An 18,978-nucleotide genomic window follows, 5' to 3' on the forward strand; every position below is an offset into this window, starting at 1 on the left:
ACATATTCTTTAGACTTTCTCTTTGATTACATGGCATTGGTTCTGTAGCCTCGGGCAAAACTGAGTGTGACAAAAGGTACTGTGATGCAACATAAATTGTTTAAGATGAAAGACAGTTTGAATTTGCCTTCATATGATTCAGCCATTGCTGCATGGCTTGAAAAACAGCAGGAATCCCTTCCCGGAGTTCCATATAAAATCCTTATTTGCAACGAGAACGTTTTTTACAGAGCCATTACGTGTGATGGGCTGGACGAATACGTTGCAGCACGTGAGTTTCTCCTGTCTCTGGATCTTGTAGATGCATCGGACTACGGAATGGGTTTGAAGGATTACGACTCTGTATTTTTGAGTCAGGAATATATTGACCGGGCATCTTCTCGGTAGATCCAGCAAACGCCACAACAAGGCACTGACTTTTAGTTAGAGAGGAGCTTACTGCCATGCCGCACCACCTTTACTTGCGATTGCGCACGCTTCAGCACGGATCAATTCAATTATCTCCGTAGCGCTCAACCCATCATTCGCAGCATGTGCCGCAAGCTTATCCAAGCGAAGCGAACATAGGTCAGCGGCTGCGGCTTTACCTTCCTGCGTGGCTTTAGTGAGCAGACCTGACAGGTCTTTCATCGGTGCCGGGGTCGTGTCAACGAACATACGTTTAGATGTCATAAAGATTTCTCCAGGGCAAAAGAATCCCCGGCCACGTAAGGGGTGGCCTGAAAATTCAGATGGTTTGATTAGTGGAAAGAAGGGTTTTTGATTACTGCGGAATAGTTAGGCGCAGGCGTCTGATGTAGCTCATAGGTTGCGCGCCACCACTCGTGGATTAGCGCTTTGATCTCACCAACACCCAGCGCGCCCGCCACGTAATAATTGCTGCGAAGCCCGGCCAGCGCCTCAACTTGCGTGGCGTCGCTTTCTGCTTCACGGTAGACGCAGCACCAGTACGCAGCATTTATTGCCAGCCAGTGGCGTGGATTGGTGAGGTGCTCCGTATCGTTGAAGAAAAACGGATGCAGAATCACACGTCCGCCTTTAACAGTATTTTTGCTGGTGAAAGCTTCCGCATAATGCACAGGGACAAGCCAGGCCGAAAACTCCTGCGCCAGCGTTGTACTGTTTACTGAAATGATGCTCATTTAAAGCTCCTTTAACTTTTCGCGTTGTTCAATGGTGTACAGAATTTCAGGGGCGATGATCATTTTTACGCCCCGCCCGACATGAACTTTTTTAACTTCAGGCCGGTTCGTTGTTCTGCGGGAAAAATCGCTATCACGCAGCGTTCCGAAACCCTCAAGCGTCAGGCGCGCCCGCGAAATACCATGGCGTAGCTGGATCATGGCGCGGTAATCCAGACGCTCGAAAAGCTCAGCCCAGCAACAATTGCTCAGGTGCGCTTTAAAGACTCCGGCCCCCGAATTAACAGCAGCGGCATGAAGTACCACGCCACGCCATTCCGGGCTTAACTTATCCCACCAGTCAGCGGCCTCGCTGCGGTTGCTGAAGTGCTGGCGGCGTATACGTGACAACCAGACTTCGTTACTGGCCATGACGACCACCTACTGAGCCGCATAAACGACGCGCACTGGTAGTTAGAAGGCGAATCACCGCCCAGTTGCGCATTTTCACCGGCTCGCAAGCATTGAACTTGTATTGATGGCCGGGGTTCATACGCTGGCCGTTCGGCAACTCAAGCCAGCCGGTTGAACCACTGGCGAGCTGCTTGGATGGTGATTGTTTTTTCAGATAACAAACAAAGGCTTTCATAAACTTCTCCTTAAATTAGGCCGGTGGCGCTAGTCGTGACGAGATCAACCGCAGCCGCCAAAATTGGGGCTGACTGAAAACGGTTTTCTACGGAATAGACGATTAAGGACAAGCTGCGTATCGCATCGCTGGCACGGTCAAGAATTTGATTGCGGCGCGCAGCAGTCATTCGCTCTGCTGACACTGCTTCACCAGCTATGACACCAACGCTGGCCGCAGCCGTCAGCGCGCAAAACTGCATATTTTCTGCTGTGGCATTATTAACCGGCACTGACGGCTGACAATTCAACTGGCGAAGAAGACCATCAAGAATGCGGGGGTCTTCAGTTAGATCGACAATCTCTATCAGTTCCATAAGAGTGAGCTGATGGGCTTGATCAGGATTCAGTTTGCAGCGCAAGACAGCGGGCCGCATCCCAATCTTCTTAGCCAGTTGCTCGACGTTATGCGCACTAGCAAATGCACGGCAAGCCCTATCAAGGTAGTTATGTATGGATACCTTGTAATCGTACATGATTCGCGGATTCCTAATTGATAGGGTCTTTTACGCCTGGAGCGAAATACGGCATTCGCTCAGTGCTTCGATGGTGAGGGCCGCCATGTTGATTTCAACTCGGCCACGGGGCATGTCGCCTTTTGCACGAATAGGCAAACGCCCATCACGAATCATGTCGCGGGCAGTACCTTTAGCCGTACCAGTTAGGCGGCAGTACTCTTCGAGAGGTAAGTAAGGGGTGGGGATGGTGATTGTAATGTTAGGTCGCATACGTCAAAATCCTCTTTTCATCTGAACTCGGCAAAGTTCAGCAACTTTCGCTTTTTGAAAACTACAAGGGCAAGGCTACTTTTCATAATGAAAAATGTCAATGCGAACTTTTCATTTTGAGAATGGATTTGCATGATGGGATATGCTGAAAATCGACTTTGATGGGGAAAGCGCTCCGGTACTGGATAGGATTCTTGAGGCTTATGGCTTTACGTCCAAACTGGCTTTAGCGCAGCATTTTAATCTTGCCGCAAGTAGCCTTTCAGGCAGATACCGTCGTGGTGGGTTCCCTGCTGATTTAGTTGTTCAATGCATGGCAGAAACAGGGGTTTCATTAGAATGGCTAGCTACTGGCTCAGGAAGAAAGTTTGATAATGACGAGTTGGACATTCTCAAGTTGCCTCGGCAGAAGTTAGTGGATGGACAGCTTTATGATTCTGGCTATGCAATGCTCGATAAGGTGTTTTTCCGGGCAGGCATTCCCCTACCGTCTGACCCATTTTGTCTTTTAGATGAGAGCGCGCAGTATATAATCGATCGCAAGTACGCTGAAATATTCGATGGCGAATGGTTAGTTAATATAGAAGGTAAAATCAGTGTTCGTACATTGGTACGAATACCTATAAGAAAAGTGCGTATCAGTGGTGTAGGAATGGCATTCGACTGCGCATTAGATGATATTGAAGTTATCGGAAGAATTGTTTTAAAAATAACAAACTAATAAGGACATGATATGCTTGATTATAAAAAGGCTACAACACAGCAATTAAAAGAAGAATACAAGCGTTTAGCTGCCGTTGTTTCCGACACACCTTTTGCTACTAAAAAGGAGTTTTATCACCTGCCGTCAATTTTAAATGAAGGTGAACAACCCATTGCTATTGCAAGTGGAGCTATGGATGGCAATACATGGCTGATCACACTTACGAATCAGAGGGTTATTTTTTTAGATAAAGGGATGTTATTTGGCGTCAAGCAAGTTGACGTAAACCTAAGCAACATTGTTAGCGTTGGTGGCAAAACTGGACTATTACTTGGGGAAATAAGCATTTCTACAAGCGGACAAAATTACACAATTAAAAATGTTATGAAAGGTGCGGTGATACCATTTACAAACTTGATAAATACCACTCGCAATAACAAACAAGATGAAAATAAAACCAAAGAATCAATCAATGATACTGACATAATCTCACAGATTGAACGAATTGCTGTACTTAAAGAAAAGGGCATACTTAGCGAAGAAGAATTTCAACAACAAAAGCAACGCATTCTTAATCAGTAAATATGTCTATTCGCAAACAACTAGATGGAAAATGGCTTCTTGATTTCTATCCCGAAGGGAAACCTAAGGGGAAGCCTAGCAAACGTATTCGTAAGACTTTCTCCACTAAAGGCGAGGCTCTGGCTTATCAGAATCACATCCTTGAAAACATACATATAAAACCGTGGCTGGATGGTAAAGAAGATAGGCGCTCTTTACGAGATTTAGTAGGTCAGTGGTTCGATGAACACGGAGTAACCCTCGACGATGGTGAAAAACGCAAGGGGGCAATGGCGTTTGCCTGTGAAAGTATGGGGGAGCCGCTGGCGCATGAATTTAATGCAACCATGTTTTCCCTGTACCGCAAAAAAAGATTATCCGGTGAGATCGTCAGAACATCACGCGTAAAACAAGTCTCTCCACGGACAATGAATCTTGAACTTGCTTACTTTCGTGCCGTATTCAACGAGTTGAAGCGCTTAGGTCATTGGAAACTGGATAATCCACTGGCAGGGGTTCGCCCCTTTAAATCTGAAGAAGGGGAACTGGCTTATCTTGAACAAGGCGAAATCAGTAGTCTTTTAGAGCAGTGCAAAGCCAGCAGGAACAGCAGTACTTTTTGGGTGGCCTGTGTGTGCCTGGCAACCGGTGCAAGATGGGATGAAGCGGAGTCACTGACAACAAAGCAGATTAAAAATCTGAAGGTGAGTTTCTTCAAGACTAAAGGCAACCGAAACCGAACCGTCCCTATTAGCAAACAGTTCTATGATTCGCTTCCAAAACCAGAAAAATCAGGGCGGCTTTTCACATCATGTTATTCAGCCTTCCGCAAAGCGGTGGAGCGGGCAGAACTTGATTTACCTAATGGACAGCTTTCGCATGTTTTACGTCATACCTTTGCCTCACATTTTATGATGAATGGAGGTAACATTTTGGTATTGCAGCGCATTCTTGGCCACACGGATATCAAAATGACAATGCGTTATGCTCATTTTGCCCCTGACCATTTAGAAGAAGCAGCTCGCCTCAATCCTCTGGAGTATCAAGAAAATGAAACCAAGTGATACCATAGCATTCATCAGTCTCATTGTTTCATTGTTTGCTTTTGTGGCATCCACCTATCCGCATATCATGGACTGGAAGCGAAGCCGCCGCCAATCTCTTATATATTTTAAAGAACTTATCACCTCGTCAAGTTGGACAAACGAAGGGGATATAACATTCAGCCCTAAGTCCCATTTTAATATTAAGTTTTTAAATGTGCCGGGCCGTAGCAACATTTACGCAGAACTTGAAGTTAACCGAGATGAGGCAGCTACCCTTCGGGGAAAAATGACTCCAAACGGCACAATGTGGCTAACCTTAAATTTAATTGTTGGCTGGCGAGAGATTCCTTCAGCTGAGATTGTTTTGAAATACGATGAAGATGAAGATTTACTTATTTATAGCTTCAAGCATTACCTTGGACAGAACGGTTTGAATGATAATTTATCGAAATTCGACTTCAGCGGAATGCTATGGCGAAACACGCTTGAACTTGAGCGCCAAGAAACTTAGGTTGATGCCCCCTTTTTGCCCCCTTAGAACTCAAACATGCAATAACACTCACCAACATTCAAACCATAACCTGTTGTTTTTCTTGTAAGTTATTGATTTATAATGATGGGGCAGCGTTCTCATAATCGCTTGGTCGTTGGTTCAAACCCAACAGGGGCCACCAAATAAAACAAGGAGTTAGATGAGAAATCGTCTAACTCCTTTTTCTTTGGATGCAATTTGGGTCAGGTAATGGGTCAGGTAAGGAATTGCTACCCTGCCCTCTTCATCTCGCTGCCAGCATCCCCGGATAGTGATGAAAGCCAGTAGCACTGCCTGTAATATTCACCGTACCGAATTTTTACGGCTTTGCCGCAACAAGCCAGTTGCCTGCCGTGCTCGCAGAATGTCTACAGCCCGGAGATAAGGGGATTGTTCCTGCCAGTTAAATCCCTTCCTGTCGATACGCACCAGTTCGTATTTTTCCACCAGAAAATTCACGGCATCAGCCAGCGTGATTCCGGCATCGATATGTTCCTGTATAACACGTTCCTCACTGAACGGTGTGTCGTTGAGGGTGAGACCATAGTGCTGTTTCAGCAGGCGGGTCAGTAGCATTTGCCAGACAGCCACGGGTGCTAGGCAGGGCTTCGCCGCCCGCTGAGTTGTTGCAGGTAAAGTTTTCATGTTTACTCTCGTGAAGGTAATTAACTCTGAGTGGGGTAAATGGCGATGTATACGTAGCCGCAACTGCCAAGAGTATCGGCTTCGCAGGTGAAACCGTTGTGGTACAGGGTGACGCAGTGGGCGTGTTGGGGACTGAGTTCACCGGTGGTTAGCATCGACTCCATCTGGCGGATAAAGTGCGGGCATGTTTCATCCAGCTTCCGGCATTCGGTGTCACTGAACCTGCCGGTGATGCTGGCCCTGTCAGGCAGATAGTGCAGTCGGTTACCCTCCTGCACCAGACGGGCTCCCAGGCGCGGCGTGATAGCCCGCTGCAGGCCCCAGTTGATGTGGGTCATGGCGGCTCTCCTTTTATTGTCAGTTCAGGGTAATACTCATTAGGCAGGCATAAGGCCCGTTACGGTCCTGGCGGCGTTCGGCGTATACCGCGAGGACTCCTGTGATATCCGGCACATCCCTGCTGGTGTAATGGCAGACGCTACCGTGCCACTGATATTTTCCACTGCAGTAGCGAAAGATCCGGGACTCAGGATGCTGGCGGTATATCGTCATTGCCCGGCGTTTACTGATAATTTTCATGTCATACCTCACAACAGACCGTGTTCTGCGAACGAATAGATTTGCCTGCCACCGACAATCAGGTGGTCAGGGACGCGGATATCCACCAGCTGAAGCACCTGAACCAGTCGCTGCGTGAGGGTTTTATCGGCCTGGCTGGGTGTCGTCTCGCCGGAAGGATGGTTATGCGCCAGTATCACCGCCGCCGCGTTGAAGTGCAGAGCACGTTTGACTACCTCCCGGGGATGCACCTCGGTGCGGTTAATCGTGCCGGTGAAGAGCGTTTCATGGGCAATCAACTGATTCTGGTTGTCCAGGTACAACACCCGGAACTCTTCCCGCTCAAGTGCGGCCATATGCAGTCGCAGCCATTCACGGAAAGCATGTGAGGAGGTGAAGGCCACGCCGGGCTCATGCAGGTGCCGGTCCAGAGCCCTGAGTGCCCGCTGAATGAGACGCCGGTCCTGTGGTGTTATCTCGCCGGGTAAAAAGGAAAGCTGTTTCATCTGTTGCTCCTTCGGTCAGTCGATAATACGCAGAATGGCGTGGGCCTCTGGATGTTGCAGGGCGTAGTCCCGCAGACGGTAATAGTGCTCCGTCATGGCATCGCATTCGGTGCGACAGGCGTGATGGCTGTATTCAATCAGGCAGACAGCAATACCTGCGGCTTCTGCACTCATTTGGGCAGCGTTGCCGTTCATGCTGTTGAGCAGATGCCATTTATCGTCACCTTCAGCATCAGGGGCCATAAACGCGCCACCGTTACTCAGGGTGTATAACGACCAGATACCGCCGCTGTAGGTCGCACAGAAACGCTCCATCCAGGCAAAAATATGCGGCTCCAGGGTTATCCACTGTGGGATAGTGCCAAAATGCTGCGGCCAGAAATCGATACGCTGTTCGTCAGGTAGCTGCGTTACGGTCAGTTCAAATTCGGACTCGTTAGCAGATGCAAGATTGTTTTGTGCCGCTGTTGTCATGGGTATGTCTCCGTCAATAAAAAATGCCAGCGGCGATGGCTGGCGTATGGGGATATAAAGTGTGTTCGGGGGGGTGAAATGTTGCGGGTAAATGCTTCGCGGTCAGCGGGTGGAGGTGTCTGTACGGATGCCTGAGGTGCGGATATAGCGGTTAAGACCTTCACCGGCATCCGGCTCAAAGTTCCATGCCCGCCAGACCATCCGGCCTTCAGCGTCACGAACCACCAGGCGGAAGTGACTGCCCTGGTCGTCTTCGAGTGTGATATTGCTGTAAGTGGTAGTGACCGCTTGCGCTTGTCTCCGGGTGAAAGGCCCCGGTGGCAGCAACACGGATTGGGACATTTTCGGGCTCCTGATAAAAGAAAACCCCGGCAGCCTGATGGCTGTCGGGGTGGGTTTGCGTAAGGAGAACGGCTATCAGTCGTTACTGCAGTCTCCGAGAGTGGACAGAACTTTCTCAGCGTTCTTCCGTTCCGCAGTGAAAGTCCCCGCTTTACGGTCATTGACGTAAACGTCAAACTGCCCGGTCTTACGGATATCCATAATGAAGTCATACCAGGCGTTATCGCCGTTACGCCAGCCAAGGGTTGAGGGAATGGCATATTGCTTATGGTCCATCACCACGGTGACTGTGGTGCCATCATCGTGCGAACTGACCATTCTGTTATCCGTCAGGGTCAGAAAAACTGAATGCTGGTAGAAACCATTCTGGTCAGGATTTCCAGTACAGTTGATGGTAAACATCTTCCCACTGGTATCGGTCACGCTGTATTCCGTATTGCCCTGGCCATAGCCCTGCTGCCAGAATCCGGGAACCGCAGAGGCTGTAAAGCTGGTAAACAGTGAACATGCCAGTACAAACTGGCTTAGTGAATCTATTGTCATTTCTGTCTCCTTTATCGTTGTTTTTATTCGTGGTTCTCAGGGTTTGAGGGTATCAGCAGTCGCCCCATCAGTTTGCCGTCATGGGCGTACTCAAAGTATCTTTCTTTGGTATACGGGTCCGTCACCTCCTGGTATTCCAGTTTGATGTTATCGGCAATACAAAGCGCATTCATCAGCGGCTGGACGGTTTTTTCCTGCATATCCGCGAGGTAGTAGTAACTACCGCCCTCGCAGCCATCGGGCGACTCACGGGTACGTAAGACCTGCAGGGTGAGACCAGATGAGAAGCCAACCTGTGACCATTCTTCGCTGACATCATCCTGGCGGCTGACCACATCGCTGAAGCGCGGCGGAGTGAGGTCCTTGAATTTGCTGATGGCCTTCAGTTCATCACTTCTGTCATCGCAGGCGCTCAGAAACAGAGTGGTGGCAACCAGTGCCAGCAGAGGCAGTGTTTTACGTTTCATTATTTTTTTCCTGAAATCAGTCGAACCACTTTGGCAAAGACATAAATGCCCACGAAAATACCCACCGGCACGCCGACGAACGGTGTCAGCGCGACACTGGCGGCTCCTGCTGCACCTCCGCCCGTCAAGAGTGCAGCAACCGTCGCAAGGGTCAGGGCCGTGAGGCTGTCGGACACCCCGGTTTTGTTCAGAATGATGACGATGACAACAATGGCGATAATGGCAATGAATGGCATAGGCTCTCCCTGCGGATGAGTTGAGATAGACCTGCACTATTCCGGTGGGCTGTCGGCCGGAATAAACGCAAGCAGTGACTGCTGGATAAAGCGAAAATGGGGTAAGGCCTGAATAAACACCGGGTCTTCAACCAGACTGCACAGACTGTCGTTGCGGCGAAAAGTCTCTTGCAAGGGCTGAACCAGATGGATTTCATCCAGGGTGAATACGGCGATATGTCCGTCGTGTTCCGCCACCAGATACCAGGCCTGCTGGTGGATGAGTAACCGGCAGGGAGCCAGCCGCTCACAGCGCTGCCCCTCGGCAATCAGCGTCACCCGCTTGCGCCCGGTAATAGCCTGAATCAGTCGCCAGAAACACAATGCGCCTGACGGCGAAGAAACCGGACTGGCTGGTGCTATTACGCAGGGGGACTCATCGCACATCAGCAGTGCGTTCACCAGACGACGGTCAAAACCTGGAAAAAGACCGGCCATCCCGCTGCAGTGGGCAAAGATAAGCACGTCGGGTACCATCTGCGTCTCACTGCCCGCAGTGCGTAAGCGGCAATATCCGGACTGATACTCCAGGTCCAGATACATCAGCCGCTTGCGAAAATCACGCCGCAGCGTGCGCACCGACACACCAAACTCAGCGGCCAGCTTACGCACACTCAGCGTTTCCCCCACCACCAGACGGCTGATTATCAGTGACAGTCTGACAGCCAGCCGGTCATGGCGGCGTTCTGCCTGTGTCATGAGACGTTCTCCGTGGAATTTAACTGACTGAAAATGATGTGATTATTTTAAATAGAGGGGCGGACAGGGTATGGACACAGCAGAAACTATTTTTTATTTCTGCAAAAGCCAGATGTAGCGGGGGTTACAGGCCATCCCTCGGCGAGTGAGGACCGCCAGCACGTTGCAATGCGGACAGGTGGTGTCCGATATTAACAACGTGGCAACATGAAACGGTCACTGCAGTTGCGTGAACATCGCTTCCGCCATCACCCACAGTGCCCGATTAAGTTTCACGTCCCCGTCAATACCGCGAACGGCACGAGTATGCGACCGTCCTCCTTTGGCGTTACGCCCACTGAGACCGCCCTTAATCAGGTTCTCCTGAATACGCTGGTACGTGGTCCACAGGTCATTGCTCTCATCCTGCCAGCGGCGTGGGGAGAGTATTTGCGACTCCGTCACCGGCTGGTGGTCTTCACCAAAGCGGTATATGAGCGCAGCTTTTGCCAGTGCCTGCTGTGCCGGAGGCGGCAACAGCAACGACTGCATGGCATCCCGTTTCTCCTCCACCCGGTCAAAAATCCCCAGTACCTCATACGCGCCTTCAATCACCTGACTCACCACGTCCCCCTTGTGCGGCACCCGCACCTCGCCAAACGACTCACCACAGACAAGGCCGTTCTGACAAACCGCACGAAATAGTCCCGGCAGCATCTGGTACGAACTGCTGCCATCGTGAGAGTTGAGCAGGATTATTTCCGGCACCTGCTTACCGGTTATCTGTCCCTCACGCCGTAGACGCAGCATATGCTTGGTGTGTTCGCGACGCTCCGGATCACGCACACGGGTCTGACAGGCAAAGAATGGCTGGAAGCCTTCTCGCTGCAGGCTGTCCAGCAAGGAGATGGTGGGTATATAGGTGTAGCGTTCACTACGGGATTCATGTTTGTCCTCGCTGAACACACTGGGCACCACGCGAAACAGCTCCTCGCGGGTTAACGGACGGTCACGACGAATAATGTTTGCAGCGCCAAAGCGCGAAGCCAGACGGGTCATAAGCAGACTCCTCATAACGGGAAAACAAATAAAGGGGATCCCCGTCGCATCGGCGACAAGGTCAGGGAAATAACAGGGATGGATTAAATACTCAGAAGAAGAAATCCCAGACGGCGCGGGCCACAGAGACCACGGTGGTGCGCACGGCCTGAATGACGGCCCGCACTGGTGTGGATATCAGAGGAAAGGCACTGATGCTATCGAGTAGAGCACCGACGGTTTCACCAAAATCGCTTCGAGCCTGTTCCCGGACTACCGTCGTGCGAAAGGAAGGCTGGAGTTGCGACACCACCGGGCTGGTGGCCTCACGTGGCAGGCACTTAATCATCCGCTCGGCCATCACCCTAAGCCCCCATTGTAGACGGACCGACACAGCACACACCGGATGTACGGGCTGGAACAGCTCATGCAGCAGGCAGATTTTGCGGCTGATATTCTGCTTCTGCGCGGTGGACAACGGTCCCCCACCGCTGGTGGGTTCGGCCTTGTCCGACTGGCTTATAACAAACAGCACCTTATGCCGGTATGCCTCCCCAATCACCTGATGATAAAAGTGCTCATCCACTGCCAGTGCCCGGTCATCAGCCTTGATCAACCACAGCACTAGGTCGAGGCGAGAAAGCTGCTCTCGGTACAGCGCAGCATATTCGTTATCGCGAGCGCCACTTTCGCCCACGCCGGGTAGATCCATCAGCGTCATATGGCGGTCGCCAACCTGCAGTCGAAAGCGCAGTGGCTCACGTGTACAGGCCGCGACATCGCTGACCGGTGATACCTCACTGGCAAACAGGGCATTGCAGAGTGAGGATTTACCGGCACCGCTCTTACCCATAATGCCGATTACTGGCTCGTAATGGGTTAACTGATTTATCTGCTGCAATATACGTTCAGACACCCACTGTGGCAGGCCAGCAAGCGATTGCTGAAACGACTTCAAACCTTCAGAATTGTTCATTACTACTCCTCTGAAAAATAATACAAAAACGGCGGAATCGTGAGATTCCGCCGTTAGTCAGGTATGTTCAGAAGAATGATATATGTCTGAAAATAATTTGAATTAAGGTAAGCGTTAAACCGCTACCGCCCGTGATCCAGGCCCCTGAGTCGTTAGGTTATTTTGGTATCCCTCATCCGCAGAGCAGGCCGATAGCCGACTGGAAAGCTAGGATTACGTAGGCCCCCTTATTTTTGTCAACGTGAGCTATGGTAGAACTTAACCACTCTAAACGGCAAGGCAGCTTGTTTTATCTCATCATTCGATCCCCTCAAGCATGGAATCTGCATCTTGCAAACCGCTAACGTTTCCCTCGGCATCATAGAAAACCAACACAGTTGATAATGATCAAGGAAACAACCTTTAACCTAATGAAAAGAAGAATAAATCTTGTGTGTTGACAAAACACTGGGATAGTAGAGTTGATTATTAGACGATCGGTCAATATTATTAAGAAACGACTTAATAACTGAATGGCATACGCTCAGACAGATGAGGTGAAAGTGTTTAAATCCTTATTTATCAACAAAACAGATGAACGTTACAGTGCACAACTTGCTGAAATCGCTGAAAGTGAGCTGCCAGAGGGGGATGTGGAGGTCAATGTTGACTAAAGGCGTACCTCAGTCGGACAGCTTTGCGAAGTACGCCGCGGCTTTTTTTAATATGTCCCGTTCGTCGGTAACCCGCTTCAGCTCTTTCTGGAGACGGCGGATCTCGGCCTGAGCATCTGACTGTTCTTTATTAGTGGAAGGATCCGGACCGTACTTCTTTATCCAGGCGTAAAGGCTGTGGGTGGTGATATCGAGACGTGTTGCAACGCTGGCAACAGAATAACCGCGATCAACAACCTGTTTGACTGCTTCAGTTTTAAACTCTTCGGGATAACGCTTACCGCTCATGGGCACCTCTCTTTAAGCCATCTTAAATGACTCTGAGGTGTCTGTTAAACCCGTGGCGATTCAGTGGTGTTGTGACCCCAGTTTCTATTTAAAATAGTTTCCTGCAAAAAACTGCTCGTAACCACCTGATATATTATTACCGCATAAATGATAAACACTACTGATCAAACTTGGCTGGGTAAGGATCTTCTTTATCTTTATCCTTACAAGGATGCCGTAGCCATTTTTGCCAACCTTGAGGATCCTCCTGAATATCAATTTCGCTGTCAAAATCCTCCAGCTCGCAACTATCTAACTTCTCTTCAACACTGTGTTTATGGCGTATAAATGATGCCAACTGATCCTGGTCGAAGGTACCTGCAAGGTAGGGATAATTGATAATCATCTCAGCCGCCCCCTGGACTTGAAGCATTGTATTGATTCGACCAAAGAGGCGATCAACCCGTCCATTCCTCTGCTCGTTATCACCAGGAGTCCAGGCGATGCCATAATGATGAACTTGATTGCATTGAAGATGAAGATTCACGCCTTCCTGCAACACAGAGGTTGCTACCAGCACATTAGGGAAGAAAGGTGAATTAAATCCACGAATTAAACGTTCGCGATTTTTTGACTGCCCGCTGGCATACCAACTTGGACTACTCAAGCTAGTGAACTCGCGCCAAGTATATTGAGTATTATCTAGTTTCTGGCCAACAATTTTCACACATAGCGTTTCGAAAGTTTCAATGGCAGCCACAAAATAACGTAGCATCAGTGATCCATTCAATTTTGGGGTGACCCATTCTACAAAATGCTGATATCGCTGCTGGACCTCACCTGTTTGAGGTCGACGGTTGAACTCTGTAAACCAGCAATAGAGCTCAATGATCACAGGGCTGGCAAACAGGTAACCCGTGCGAAGATAGTTGGCAAAGTTCTCAATAATTGCCATACCGTTAGGCTGGTCACGCCACTTAATCAATTGCTCTTTTGCTGGCCGCGGCAGCTCATGAAACATCAATCCCCAGGCTGTGGGCAAAGCAGTGATATATTTGATTTTCTGAGCTGTTGTCGACTGCTGCAGCCGGGCATCTCTCGCGGCATCACCATAGCTGTCACGTTGACGTTCACCAGACTCTTTGCGGTAATGATAATGATAGGTCCCGGTCGTACCATCCAATGCAGGCTCAAGAAATAATGAAAAGAGGCTTTCAGGGCGACGGAAACGCAAACTAACGTTGGCGCAGTCGGTACTGCGCAGGCCCGTTTTCTTCATAACAAATAGCTCGGCAATTTTACTTGAAAGCTTTAGCTCGTTATCCGTTTCAGGCTCATCTGTCTCCCCGTCCTCCAGCATATGCTCATCAAAATCGGACTTTTCATTGGATTTTTCCGATAAAAGCTTAACAAAAATATCTCGGGACCAACCCGACTCTCGCCATTCTGCCAGCGCCTTTGCAGGTAGCTGCCAGACATTCATCAATCGCTCAGCCATTATTTCATCATAACGTGCGTTGATGCGCTGAGTAATTTCGCGTACAGATGGTATTCGACGAACAAAAACCAAATGCTTACTACAATGTAGCGGCTGAGACTGCTTGAACGGATCACTGGTAAAGCAGGCCTCTACCAGAGTGTCGTATTTGGGATGATCTGGAAAGCGGTTATAGATATCGTGAAACTGCCGGGTCAAGCTATTGAGCAGAGCAGAATCCGGCGCGTGGTTGAAGTCATTATGGATTTGCCCCTCTTCATCACTACTATTATCCCGCTCACTTGCGGTACTGCCCGTTGATTCAAACCCTTCAAGATAGCCATATAGCATGCGCCTGCCGCCACCTGCCTTTTTCTCTTTGTCCAGTTGAACCACGAGTTGTTTCTGATATAGAGCAAAAAACAACTCAGCATCCATCTTATTAGTAAAACTGGAAATGCTAGCGCGCTCATGACGATATTCATATTTGCTGTGGCTGCTCTCTCTGCCCTGCATTTTGCGCAGTCGGCGGATGGCAAAATCATTCATCAGCGCACGGACATCATCCTCTGCATAACGTTTTGGCATGTCACTGAAGTAGCTAAATATGTCATAAACATTTCGCGATGCTGAGTGATTTGGAGTTGCCGTCAACAACAGTACATTGCTCCCCAGCCGGTCCTGCGCATCACCAAAGAAGGCCTGAGCGGCGGCGGCACGCTGTGATCCGCTTCGGTTACGAAAGTAATGAGCCTCATCGATTATAATTAAGTCAAACCCTCCTTTTCCAAGAGCTTGCTTAATCTGCTGACGATATAACACGCCATAAGACGCGGCAGCATTTAAAGCATCTTTTTTTTCATCTGGAGGGACCAGACCGCTTAGTGAATGGATAGTAGTAAGGTAAAAATGGTGAGATTTTTTTTCCACAGCGGCCGCCAGCTCCGCCAGTCTGCCATAAATTTGTGGGGCATATTTTGTCTTACCCTCTAAAGTGGTAAAGGCATTATGTTCAGCCCGATAGTGTATCTCTGTGAAAATGCTAAATTCTCTCTCCCAGTTATCACAGAGCGTCCTGTTAGGTGCCATAACCAGAATGCGTGCATCAGGTTTTGCCTGCCATAACAACAACATTACTCCCATCGCCTGATAAGTTTTCCCCATGCCGACTTCATCAGCAAGGAGTGCCAGTCGTTGTTTATTCAGCAAATTCCACAACCCAGCCACCCCCTCTGCCTGCTTCGCCGCCATGCTGGAAGCACCGGATTGATACTGCCAGTGCGTATCAGTTGCATCGAAATTCATCACGGCTGAAACCTCAACCGGGGTAATGATCTGTTTTAACTTATTCGCCATAACTACAGTCTTCCATGATAGCAGCGAGATAACGTAGGCTAGTGGCATCGCTAGTTAGGGGGGGAATTGCAACCTGTAGAGACTCCCACAAGTGCACAGCCACAGATATGGCTTCAGCCCCTTGTTTGTGACGTATGCTTTTAACACGCTTTCTTGCCAGAGCGGCCAGAGTGTTAACTTCTTGGGCCAGAAACCAGTTAAATACTAGCTGAGTCGGTTGATTTATACGCTCCCTGGCTATTTCAGCCAATTCCTGTAAGCAACCTGGTTCACTGAACAAACGACGATACAGCTGAGTGCCATCGTCCGCGTCTGCTAGCCAGTTGCGCCGTTGTTGGATAGCCTGAAAGAGGCGGAAATAGCTAGTGGCATCTAAATTCATGGCTTGCGCCATCCCCTCACTTTGCTCTTCATCCTGCGCGCCAGCACAGCGCAGCATAAGGCGATCACTCAATGCGGGATCCACTGAATTCAGATAGCTGTTAAGTAAGTCATCTAGCGACTTAAAGCTCAACGCACGCCGGTGTTCAATACCGCTTTCAACGATCATGCCCTGCCAGTCGGTTATTCCAGTTCTACGAAGGGTATAAAAAGGGTTATCCAATACGGCATTGCTTTTTAATACCGTCAATTGCCGGGGCGATTTCAGACCTATACCGGTAGCTTTCCATACCAATTCATTTGCCCCGTTGATACCGGGCAATATCAGTTGATAACCTGACGCAGGCTTACCACCGAACCATTGCCCGGAAATCTGATACTCACATCGAGTCCAGTCAAAAATAACGCTCAGATCGAAAGGTTGAAGTTCATCAGGCTCCAGCGCCTCTTCCTCCAACAATGCTTCACTGGCGAAATTCTCTTCATTAACATCATCCCATTCTTTGCCGCAAATCGTGATGTTACGAGAGACCGGATGCACAATTCCCGCTTCTACATTCCAGTTTGCCTCAGGTAAGCTGCTGCAACCCGGGTTGGTGAAATTCCAGGACCCCACGGCAAGTTGCGTACCGGTATTGCTTTTCGCCAGCCAGAGCTTGGCGTGGGTCATCAATGCCCTATCGTCCTTGGGCACTGGAGAGCGATACACGGTAAGCTTTTTATTTGTAATCATTGCCTGAATACTGTCACTCCATCGAGTGCGGATATAACGTCCCTCAACCAAATCCGGAACCAGTTCTACGAGCACTTCATGCCCAATATTGTCGATAAACCCTGCTAAATCCTCAGCAAGATAAGGCGACCAAACACTGAGTGTATGAATCTCACCGCCGTTTTTTAATGCATCTAGCAGTGTGCAACCAGCCAGACTGTGAATAAATGACCAATCAGGATCATCACCGAGAAACTTGCGACGGGTTGGGAAAAATTCTTCATCATTCAGACTGTTATCAATTGTGGTAAAAAATCGTTTTACCTGCTGGTATTGGGCATTACTTGCAACACAACGAAAATCCACAGTTTCTTGATTTCGCCCCCACCCACTAAGCGTAAGGTTGGCACTGCCCGCACCCACAATAATCTTTCTGTAGTGATCTTCGAGATAAAATACTTTTGGGTGAAACAGCCCGCGCTCTTTATCCAGATAAGACTCTTCGCTTTGAGCCAGCTTACGCACCGACACCGGATATACCGCAATGGAGGTACGTTTCGGCTTTTCTTTCGCAATCATGCGCGGATCGCAGTAGATGCGGAAATCAATACCACTCTCATTCAGCGCACGCTGCAGACCTTCGTAATCCATACGACTAACGGGCGGGTCCATACCCAACACAGCAGGAAGTACCCACGTTTCAACAAAAGAGATATCCAGATTAAAGGTGGTGAGCCAGACACGTTTCAACATACCCATATCAGCAATTTGCTTTTTGAAGACATCTAACAGCTTCATGCAGAATGCCCCCATAAACCGTTCAGCAAATGTCTGAACTGTGGTAGATAATAACGGTTTACCCAGTCGCTATTCTGACGATCTTCGCGTAGCGAACATGGTGGTACCTGCAGCAAAATATCATCACCTTCAAGCAGGAGCCACGGGAACTGCCCCCTTGACTCCATTATCTTGTGATGATAATCCAGCAAGCCTCGAACCTGATCTTCCAGCGACGGCATACAGGCCAGTGCTAATAGTTGCTGAAAACGTCTGGCGGGCGTACCGGAAAGCGAGGAAAGGAGCACATCATTTTCCAGAAGCTGAGCCGCCTTTTGTGGCAGATCAAGTTCCGTAAGACCGCGCGACTGCCAGAATTGACGAAATTCTGCCAAAGTCTGACTACTCTGTCGGCGTAAGCCTGAAAACATCAGGTCGATCAGGGATAAAAATGGCTCCGCCTGACTGATATGTTGTAACGCCCTGAGGTCACTTTCATTCATTTCAGGCATACTTTTCGCCTGATGCATGGCACGTTTGAAAACTTCAGCATCTGTAAGCTCTAACTCGTCCAAACGTTCCTGCTTGAGTACCCGATAAATAGCACCCGCTGCATATTTATCTAACCCCGTTCTTTGTAGCCAGAATATTCGCGAATAATCCCCGACCATTTTCGGGTCGCGGAATGCCTTTACATACGCCTTTTTTAGGCCGACAGGAATATCTTCGAAAAATGGGTTGAGGTCGCGCTTATGTGAGGCCTGCATTTTCAATTGCATGTAAGTCAATGCCGCTGCATGTAATTTTTTCAGCTCTGGTACATTCCGAATAAATGCCTCTGCTGCCTGCCACACTGGCTTGCTTTCCGGCAGATCATAGCGATAATCAGTAGAGAAAAAATGCATTTTCATCATTGGCGATTTATAGCGCCCATTGGTACCAAGAGCGATCTGATTAGTCAGTAACTCACTACTTTTCTCATGACCAAAAAATATCTGAGGATTTTTATTTGCAGCGTTCCATTTAGATCTGGCTTTATTAATACCCTGCACACCAGTGAGAGTGACACCTCTTTTTTCAGCCGCCAGCATGGAGTAGATATAAATATTTTCCAAATGGATCAGACAGGCAACTCTAAACTCATGTAATTGCTTTTTGGGATACAGACCTTTCATCACGCCTGAAGTTTGCAGCTTTTCATCGACCAGTATCTGGCGCAATACGCTGTGATGCAGCAGATTCAGCGTATATTGCCGTACATCATTTGCGATAGAAGTAATACGGCTATGAAAGATGTCCTGCCCCCAGGACGACCAGATGACTAATTGCCCAAGCGGATCCACATTCAACTCACCCGTTAGCGAGTCATCGTATTCAGTCAGAAATTTCTCGATGTACATTTCGTTGCGTCAGTCGCTTATGCCCACAGGGCTAACAACACGCAATCAGTGCACTGCGAAAGCCCTTCCATGTTC

General features: G+C 49.0%; 27 protein-coding genes and 1 pseudogene. 6 read left to right on the forward strand and 22 right to left on the reverse strand.

All coding sequences use genetic code 11. The features are described from left to right. Nucleotides 1-84 precede the first annotated feature (84 nt). Nucleotides 85-387, forward strand: coding sequence for a hypothetical protein (locus tag ET34_RS0101330; protein ID WP_031518825.1), 303 nt, complete (start codon nt 85-87; stop codon nt 385-387). Between the two features lie 48 nt (nt 388-435). Here the strand turns inward: ET34_RS0101330 and ET34_RS0101335 are convergent, their stop codons facing one another. The 6 genes from ET34_RS0101335 to ET34_RS0101360 form a co-directional block, all read right to left on the reverse strand. Next, the gene (locus ET34_RS0101335) at nt 436-657 is read right to left on the reverse strand and encodes a DUF2732 family protein (RefSeq protein ID WP_152548334.1); all 222 of its coding nucleotides are present in this window, start codon (nt 655-657) and stop codon (nt 436-438) included. 83 nt (nt 658-740) lie between these two features. Next, on the reverse strand, nt 741-1,142 hold the full coding sequence (locus ET34_RS0101340) for a hypothetical protein (protein WP_031518828.1): 402 nt from the start codon (nt 1,140-1,142) through the stop codon (nt 741-743). Beyond that, complete coding sequence (locus ET34_RS0101345; protein WP_031518830.1) at nt 1,143-1,553, reverse strand: hypothetical protein; 411 nt, start codon at nt 1,551-1,553, stop codon at nt 1,143-1,145. Beyond that, on the reverse strand, nt 1,543-1,770 hold the full coding sequence (locus ET34_RS0101350) for a phage filamentation protein Fil family protein (RefSeq protein WP_031518832.1): 228 nt from the start codon (nt 1,768-1,770) through the stop codon (nt 1,543-1,545). Before ET34_RS0101350 ends, ET34_RS0101345 begins: the two co-directional genes overlap by 11 nt. A 10-nt stretch (nt 1,771-1,780) precedes the next feature. Beyond that, nucleotides 1,781-2,284: a phage regulatory CII family protein gene (locus ET34_RS0101355; RefSeq protein WP_031518834.1), complete on the reverse strand. Its 504-nt coding sequence runs from the start codon at nt 2,282-2,284 to the stop codon at nt 1,781-1,783. A 30-nt stretch (nt 2,285-2,314) separates the two neighbouring features. Continuing rightward, nucleotides 2,315-2,536: a hypothetical protein gene (locus ET34_RS0101360; RefSeq protein ID WP_024550779.1), complete on the reverse strand. Its 222-nt coding sequence runs from the start codon at nt 2,534-2,536 to the stop codon at nt 2,315-2,317. A 142-nt stretch (nt 2,537-2,678) separates the two neighbouring features. On the opposite strand from ET34_RS0101360, the gene ET34_RS0101370 reads away from it, so the two are divergent. The 4 genes from ET34_RS0101370 to ET34_RS0101385 are packed head-to-tail and all read left to right on the forward strand — an operon-like array spanning nt 2,679 to nt 5,357. Then, a complete protein-coding gene (locus tag ET34_RS0101370) occupies nt 2,679-3,257 on the forward strand; it encodes a phage repressor protein CI (RefSeq protein ID WP_031518836.1) in 579 nt (192 codons plus the stop codon). A 12-nt stretch (nt 3,258-3,269) separates the two neighbouring features. Continuing rightward, nucleotides 3,270-3,821 (forward strand): PH domain-containing protein, encoded by a 552-nt coding sequence (locus ET34_RS0101375; RefSeq protein WP_031518838.1) that lies wholly within the window; start codon nt 3,270-3,272, stop codon nt 3,819-3,821. 2 nt (nt 3,822-3,823) lie between these two features. After that, nucleotides 3,824-4,864, forward strand: a complete 1,041-nt coding sequence (locus ET34_RS0101380; protein WP_031518839.1) for a phage integrase — start codon at nt 3,824-3,826, stop codon at nt 4,862-4,864. Continuing rightward, complete coding sequence (locus ET34_RS0101385) at nt 4,851-5,357, forward strand: hypothetical protein (protein WP_031518841.1); 507 nt, start codon at nt 4,851-4,853, stop codon at nt 5,355-5,357. Before ET34_RS0101380 ends, ET34_RS0101385 begins: the two co-directional genes overlap by 14 nt. A gap of 324 nt (nt 5,358-5,681) precedes the next feature. Here the strand turns inward: ET34_RS0101385 and ET34_RS20755 are convergent, their stop codons facing one another. From ET34_RS20755 to ET34_RS0101440, 12 genes are all read right to left on the reverse strand, one after another. Further along, a complete protein-coding gene (locus ET34_RS20755) occupies nt 5,682-6,023 on the reverse strand; it encodes a TA system toxin CbtA family protein (protein WP_006812012.1) in 342 nt (113 codons plus the stop codon). A 20-nt stretch (nt 6,024-6,043) separates the two neighbouring features. Then, a complete protein-coding gene (locus tag ET34_RS0101395) occupies nt 6,044-6,361 on the reverse strand; it encodes a type IV toxin-antitoxin system YeeU family antitoxin (protein ID WP_031518844.1) in 318 nt (105 codons plus the stop codon). Between the two features lie 19 nt (nt 6,362-6,380). Beyond that, nucleotides 6,381-6,602 (reverse strand): DUF987 domain-containing protein, encoded by a 222-nt coding sequence (locus tag ET34_RS21380; protein WP_072001945.1) that lies wholly within the window; start codon nt 6,600-6,602, stop codon nt 6,381-6,383. An 8-nt stretch (nt 6,603-6,610) separates the two neighbouring features. Beyond that, nucleotides 6,611-7,087 (reverse strand): JAB domain-containing protein, encoded by a 477-nt coding sequence (locus tag ET34_RS0101400; protein WP_031518846.1) that lies wholly within the window; start codon nt 7,085-7,087, stop codon nt 6,611-6,613. A 15-nt stretch (nt 7,088-7,102) separates the two neighbouring features. Then, complete coding sequence (locus tag ET34_RS0101405; RefSeq protein ID WP_031518848.1) at nt 7,103-7,561, reverse strand: antirestriction protein; 459 nt, start codon at nt 7,559-7,561, stop codon at nt 7,103-7,105. 102 nt (nt 7,562-7,663) lie between these two features. Next, complete coding sequence (locus ET34_RS0101410) at nt 7,664-7,903, reverse strand: DUF905 domain-containing protein (protein WP_031518850.1); 240 nt, start codon at nt 7,901-7,903, stop codon at nt 7,664-7,666. 75 nt (nt 7,904-7,978) lie between these two features. Then, a complete protein-coding gene (gene ykfB, locus ET34_RS0101415; RefSeq protein ID WP_031518851.1) occupies nt 7,979-8,446 on the reverse strand; it encodes a protein YkfB in 468 nt (155 codons plus the stop codon). A gap of 23 nt (nt 8,447-8,469) precedes the next feature. Beyond that, nucleotides 8,470-8,913: a YfjS/YafY family lipoprotein gene (locus ET34_RS0101420; RefSeq protein WP_029039038.1), complete on the reverse strand. Its 444-nt coding sequence runs from the start codon at nt 8,911-8,913 to the stop codon at nt 8,470-8,472. Further along, the gene (ypjK, locus tag ET34_RS0101425; RefSeq protein ID WP_001115854.1) at nt 8,913-9,149 is read right to left on the reverse strand and encodes a protein YpjK; all 237 of its coding nucleotides are present in this window, start codon (nt 9,147-9,149) and stop codon (nt 8,913-8,915) included. The genes ET34_RS0101420 and ypjK overlap by 1 nt, the downstream gene beginning before the upstream one ends. Nucleotides 9,150-9,185: 36 nt before the next feature. Then, nucleotides 9,186-9,887, reverse strand: a complete 702-nt coding sequence (locus ET34_RS0101430) for a DeoR family transcriptional regulator (RefSeq protein ID WP_031518855.1) — start codon at nt 9,885-9,887, stop codon at nt 9,186-9,188. Nucleotides 9,888-10,103: 216 nt separating this feature from the next. Next, the gene (locus ET34_RS0101435) at nt 10,104-10,925 is read right to left on the reverse strand and encodes a DUF932 domain-containing protein (RefSeq protein WP_029039040.1); all 822 of its coding nucleotides are present in this window, start codon (nt 10,923-10,925) and stop codon (nt 10,104-10,106) included. A 91-nt stretch (nt 10,926-11,016) separates the two neighbouring features. Beyond that, nucleotides 11,017-11,880 (reverse strand): GTPase family protein, encoded by an 864-nt coding sequence (locus ET34_RS0101440; RefSeq protein WP_031518856.1) that lies wholly within the window; start codon nt 11,878-11,880, stop codon nt 11,017-11,019. A gap of 512 nt (nt 11,881-12,392) precedes the next feature. On the opposite strand from ET34_RS0101440, the gene ET34_RS22660 reads away from it, so the two are divergent. Further along, on the forward strand, nt 12,393-12,533 hold the full coding sequence (locus ET34_RS22660) for a hypothetical protein (RefSeq protein ID WP_160165443.1): 141 nt from the start codon (nt 12,393-12,395) through the stop codon (nt 12,531-12,533). Here ET34_RS22660 and ET34_RS0101450 read toward each other — a convergent pair. From ET34_RS0101450 to ET34_RS0101465, 4 genes and pseudogenes are all read right to left on the reverse strand, one after another. Continuing rightward, nucleotides 12,526-12,821: pseudogene (locus ET34_RS0101450) on the reverse strand (transposase); the annotation flags it as partial. The gene ET34_RS22660 and the pseudogene ET34_RS0101450 sit on opposite strands and share 8 nt — an antisense overlap. A 157-nt stretch (nt 12,822-12,978) precedes the next feature. Continuing rightward, on the reverse strand, nt 12,979-15,633 hold the full coding sequence (locus ET34_RS0101455) for a DEAD/DEAH box helicase family protein (protein WP_022650302.1): 2,655 nt from the start codon (nt 15,631-15,633) through the stop codon (nt 12,979-12,981). After that, nucleotides 15,623-17,524 carry a phospholipase D-like domain-containing protein gene (locus ET34_RS0101460; protein ID WP_031518861.1) on the reverse strand — a complete coding sequence of 634 codons (1,902 nt, stop codon included), beginning with the start codon at nt 17,522-17,524 and terminating at the stop codon, nt 15,623-15,625. The genes ET34_RS0101455 and ET34_RS0101460 overlap by 11 nt, the downstream gene beginning before the upstream one ends. Continuing rightward, the gene (locus ET34_RS0101465) at nt 17,521-18,903 is read right to left on the reverse strand and encodes a hypothetical protein (protein ID WP_031518863.1); all 1,383 of its coding nucleotides are present in this window, start codon (nt 18,901-18,903) and stop codon (nt 17,521-17,523) included. Before ET34_RS0101465 ends, ET34_RS0101460 begins: the two co-directional genes overlap by 4 nt. Nucleotides 18,904-18,978: the final 75 nt, after the last annotated feature.

Origin of the sequence: Siccibacter colletis (assembly GCF_000696575.1) — a bacterium.
In the GTDB taxonomy this organism is placed as follows: domain Bacteria; phylum Pseudomonadota; class Gammaproteobacteria; order Enterobacterales; family Enterobacteriaceae; genus Siccibacter; species Siccibacter colletis.

Excerpts from the sequence above, each read along its gene's own strand:
- ET34_RS0101330 (WP_031518825.1), top strand. The coding sequence starts at position 85 with ATGCAACATAAATTGTTTAAGATGAAAGACAGTTTGAATTTGCCTTCA.
- ET34_RS0101335 (WP_152548334.1), bottom strand. The coding sequence starts at position 657 with ATGTTCGTTGACACGACCCCGGCACCGATGAAAGACCTGTCAGGTCTG.
- ET34_RS0101340 (WP_031518828.1), bottom strand. The coding sequence starts at position 1,142 with ATGAGCATCATTTCAGTAAACAGTACAACGCTGGCGCAGGAGTTTTCG.
- ET34_RS0101345 (WP_031518830.1), bottom strand. The coding sequence starts at position 1,553 with ATGGCCAGTAACGAAGTCTGGTTGTCACGTATACGCCGCCAGCACTTC.
- ET34_RS0101350 (WP_031518832.1), bottom strand. The coding sequence starts at position 1,770 with ATGAAAGCCTTTGTTTGTTATCTGAAAAAACAATCACCATCCAAGCAG.
- ET34_RS0101355 (WP_031518834.1), bottom strand. The coding sequence starts at position 2,284 with ATGTACGATTACAAGGTATCCATACATAACTACCTTGATAGGGCTTGC.
- ET34_RS0101360 (WP_024550779.1), bottom strand. The coding sequence starts at position 2,536 with ATGCGACCTAACATTACAATCACCATCCCCACCCCTTACTTACCTCTC.
- ET34_RS0101370 (WP_031518836.1), top strand. The coding sequence starts at position 2,679 with ATGCTGAAAATCGACTTTGATGGGGAAAGCGCTCCGGTACTGGATAGG.
- ET34_RS0101375 (WP_031518838.1), top strand. The coding sequence starts at position 3,270 with ATGCTTGATTATAAAAAGGCTACAACACAGCAATTAAAAGAAGAATAC.
- ET34_RS0101380 (WP_031518839.1), top strand. The coding sequence starts at position 3,824 with ATGTCTATTCGCAAACAACTAGATGGAAAATGGCTTCTTGATTTCTAT.
- ET34_RS0101385 (WP_031518841.1), top strand. The coding sequence starts at position 4,851 with ATGAAACCAAGTGATACCATAGCATTCATCAGTCTCATTGTTTCATTG.
- ET34_RS20755 (WP_006812012.1), bottom strand. The coding sequence starts at position 6,023 with ATGAAAACTTTACCTGCAACAACTCAGCGGGCGGCGAAGCCCTGCCTA.
- ET34_RS0101395 (WP_031518844.1), bottom strand. The coding sequence starts at position 6,361 with ATGACCCACATCAACTGGGGCCTGCAGCGGGCTATCACGCCGCGCCTG.
- ET34_RS21380 (WP_072001945.1), bottom strand. The coding sequence starts at position 6,602 with ATGAAAATTATCAGTAAACGCCGGGCAATGACGATATACCGCCAGCAT.
- ET34_RS0101400 (WP_031518846.1), bottom strand. The coding sequence starts at position 7,087 with ATGAAACAGCTTTCCTTTTTACCCGGCGAGATAACACCACAGGACCGG.
- ET34_RS0101405 (WP_031518848.1), bottom strand. The coding sequence starts at position 7,561 with ATGACAACAGCGGCACAAAACAATCTTGCATCTGCTAACGAGTCCGAA.
- ET34_RS0101410 (WP_031518850.1), bottom strand. The coding sequence starts at position 7,903 with ATGTCCCAATCCGTGTTGCTGCCACCGGGGCCTTTCACCCGGAGACAA.
- ykfB (WP_031518851.1), bottom strand. The coding sequence starts at position 8,446 with ATGACAATAGATTCACTAAGCCAGTTTGTACTGGCATGTTCACTGTTT.
- ET34_RS0101420 (WP_029039038.1), bottom strand. The coding sequence starts at position 8,913 with ATGAAACGTAAAACACTGCCTCTGCTGGCACTGGTTGCCACCACTCTG.
- ypjK (WP_001115854.1), bottom strand. The coding sequence starts at position 9,149 with ATGCCATTCATTGCCATTATCGCCATTGTTGTCATCGTCATCATTCTG.
- ET34_RS0101430 (WP_031518855.1), bottom strand. The coding sequence starts at position 9,887 with ATGACACAGGCAGAACGCCGCCATGACCGGCTGGCTGTCAGACTGTCA.
- ET34_RS0101435 (WP_029039040.1), bottom strand. The coding sequence starts at position 10,925 with ATGACCCGTCTGGCTTCGCGCTTTGGCGCTGCAAACATTATTCGTCGT.
- ET34_RS0101440 (WP_031518856.1), bottom strand. The coding sequence starts at position 11,880 with ATGAACAATTCTGAAGGTTTGAAGTCGTTTCAGCAATCGCTTGCTGGC.
- ET34_RS22660 (WP_160165443.1), top strand. The coding sequence starts at position 12,393 with ATGGCATACGCTCAGACAGATGAGGTGAAAGTGTTTAAATCCTTATTT.
- ET34_RS0101455 (WP_022650302.1), bottom strand. The coding sequence starts at position 15,633 with ATGGCGAATAAGTTAAAACAGATCATTACCCCGGTTGAGGTTTCAGCC.
- ET34_RS0101460 (WP_031518861.1), bottom strand. The coding sequence starts at position 17,524 with ATGAAGCTGTTAGATGTCTTCAAAAAGCAAATTGCTGATATGGGTATG.
- ET34_RS0101465 (WP_031518863.1), bottom strand. The coding sequence starts at position 18,903 with ATGTACATCGAGAAATTTCTGACTGAATACGATGACTCGCTAACGGGT.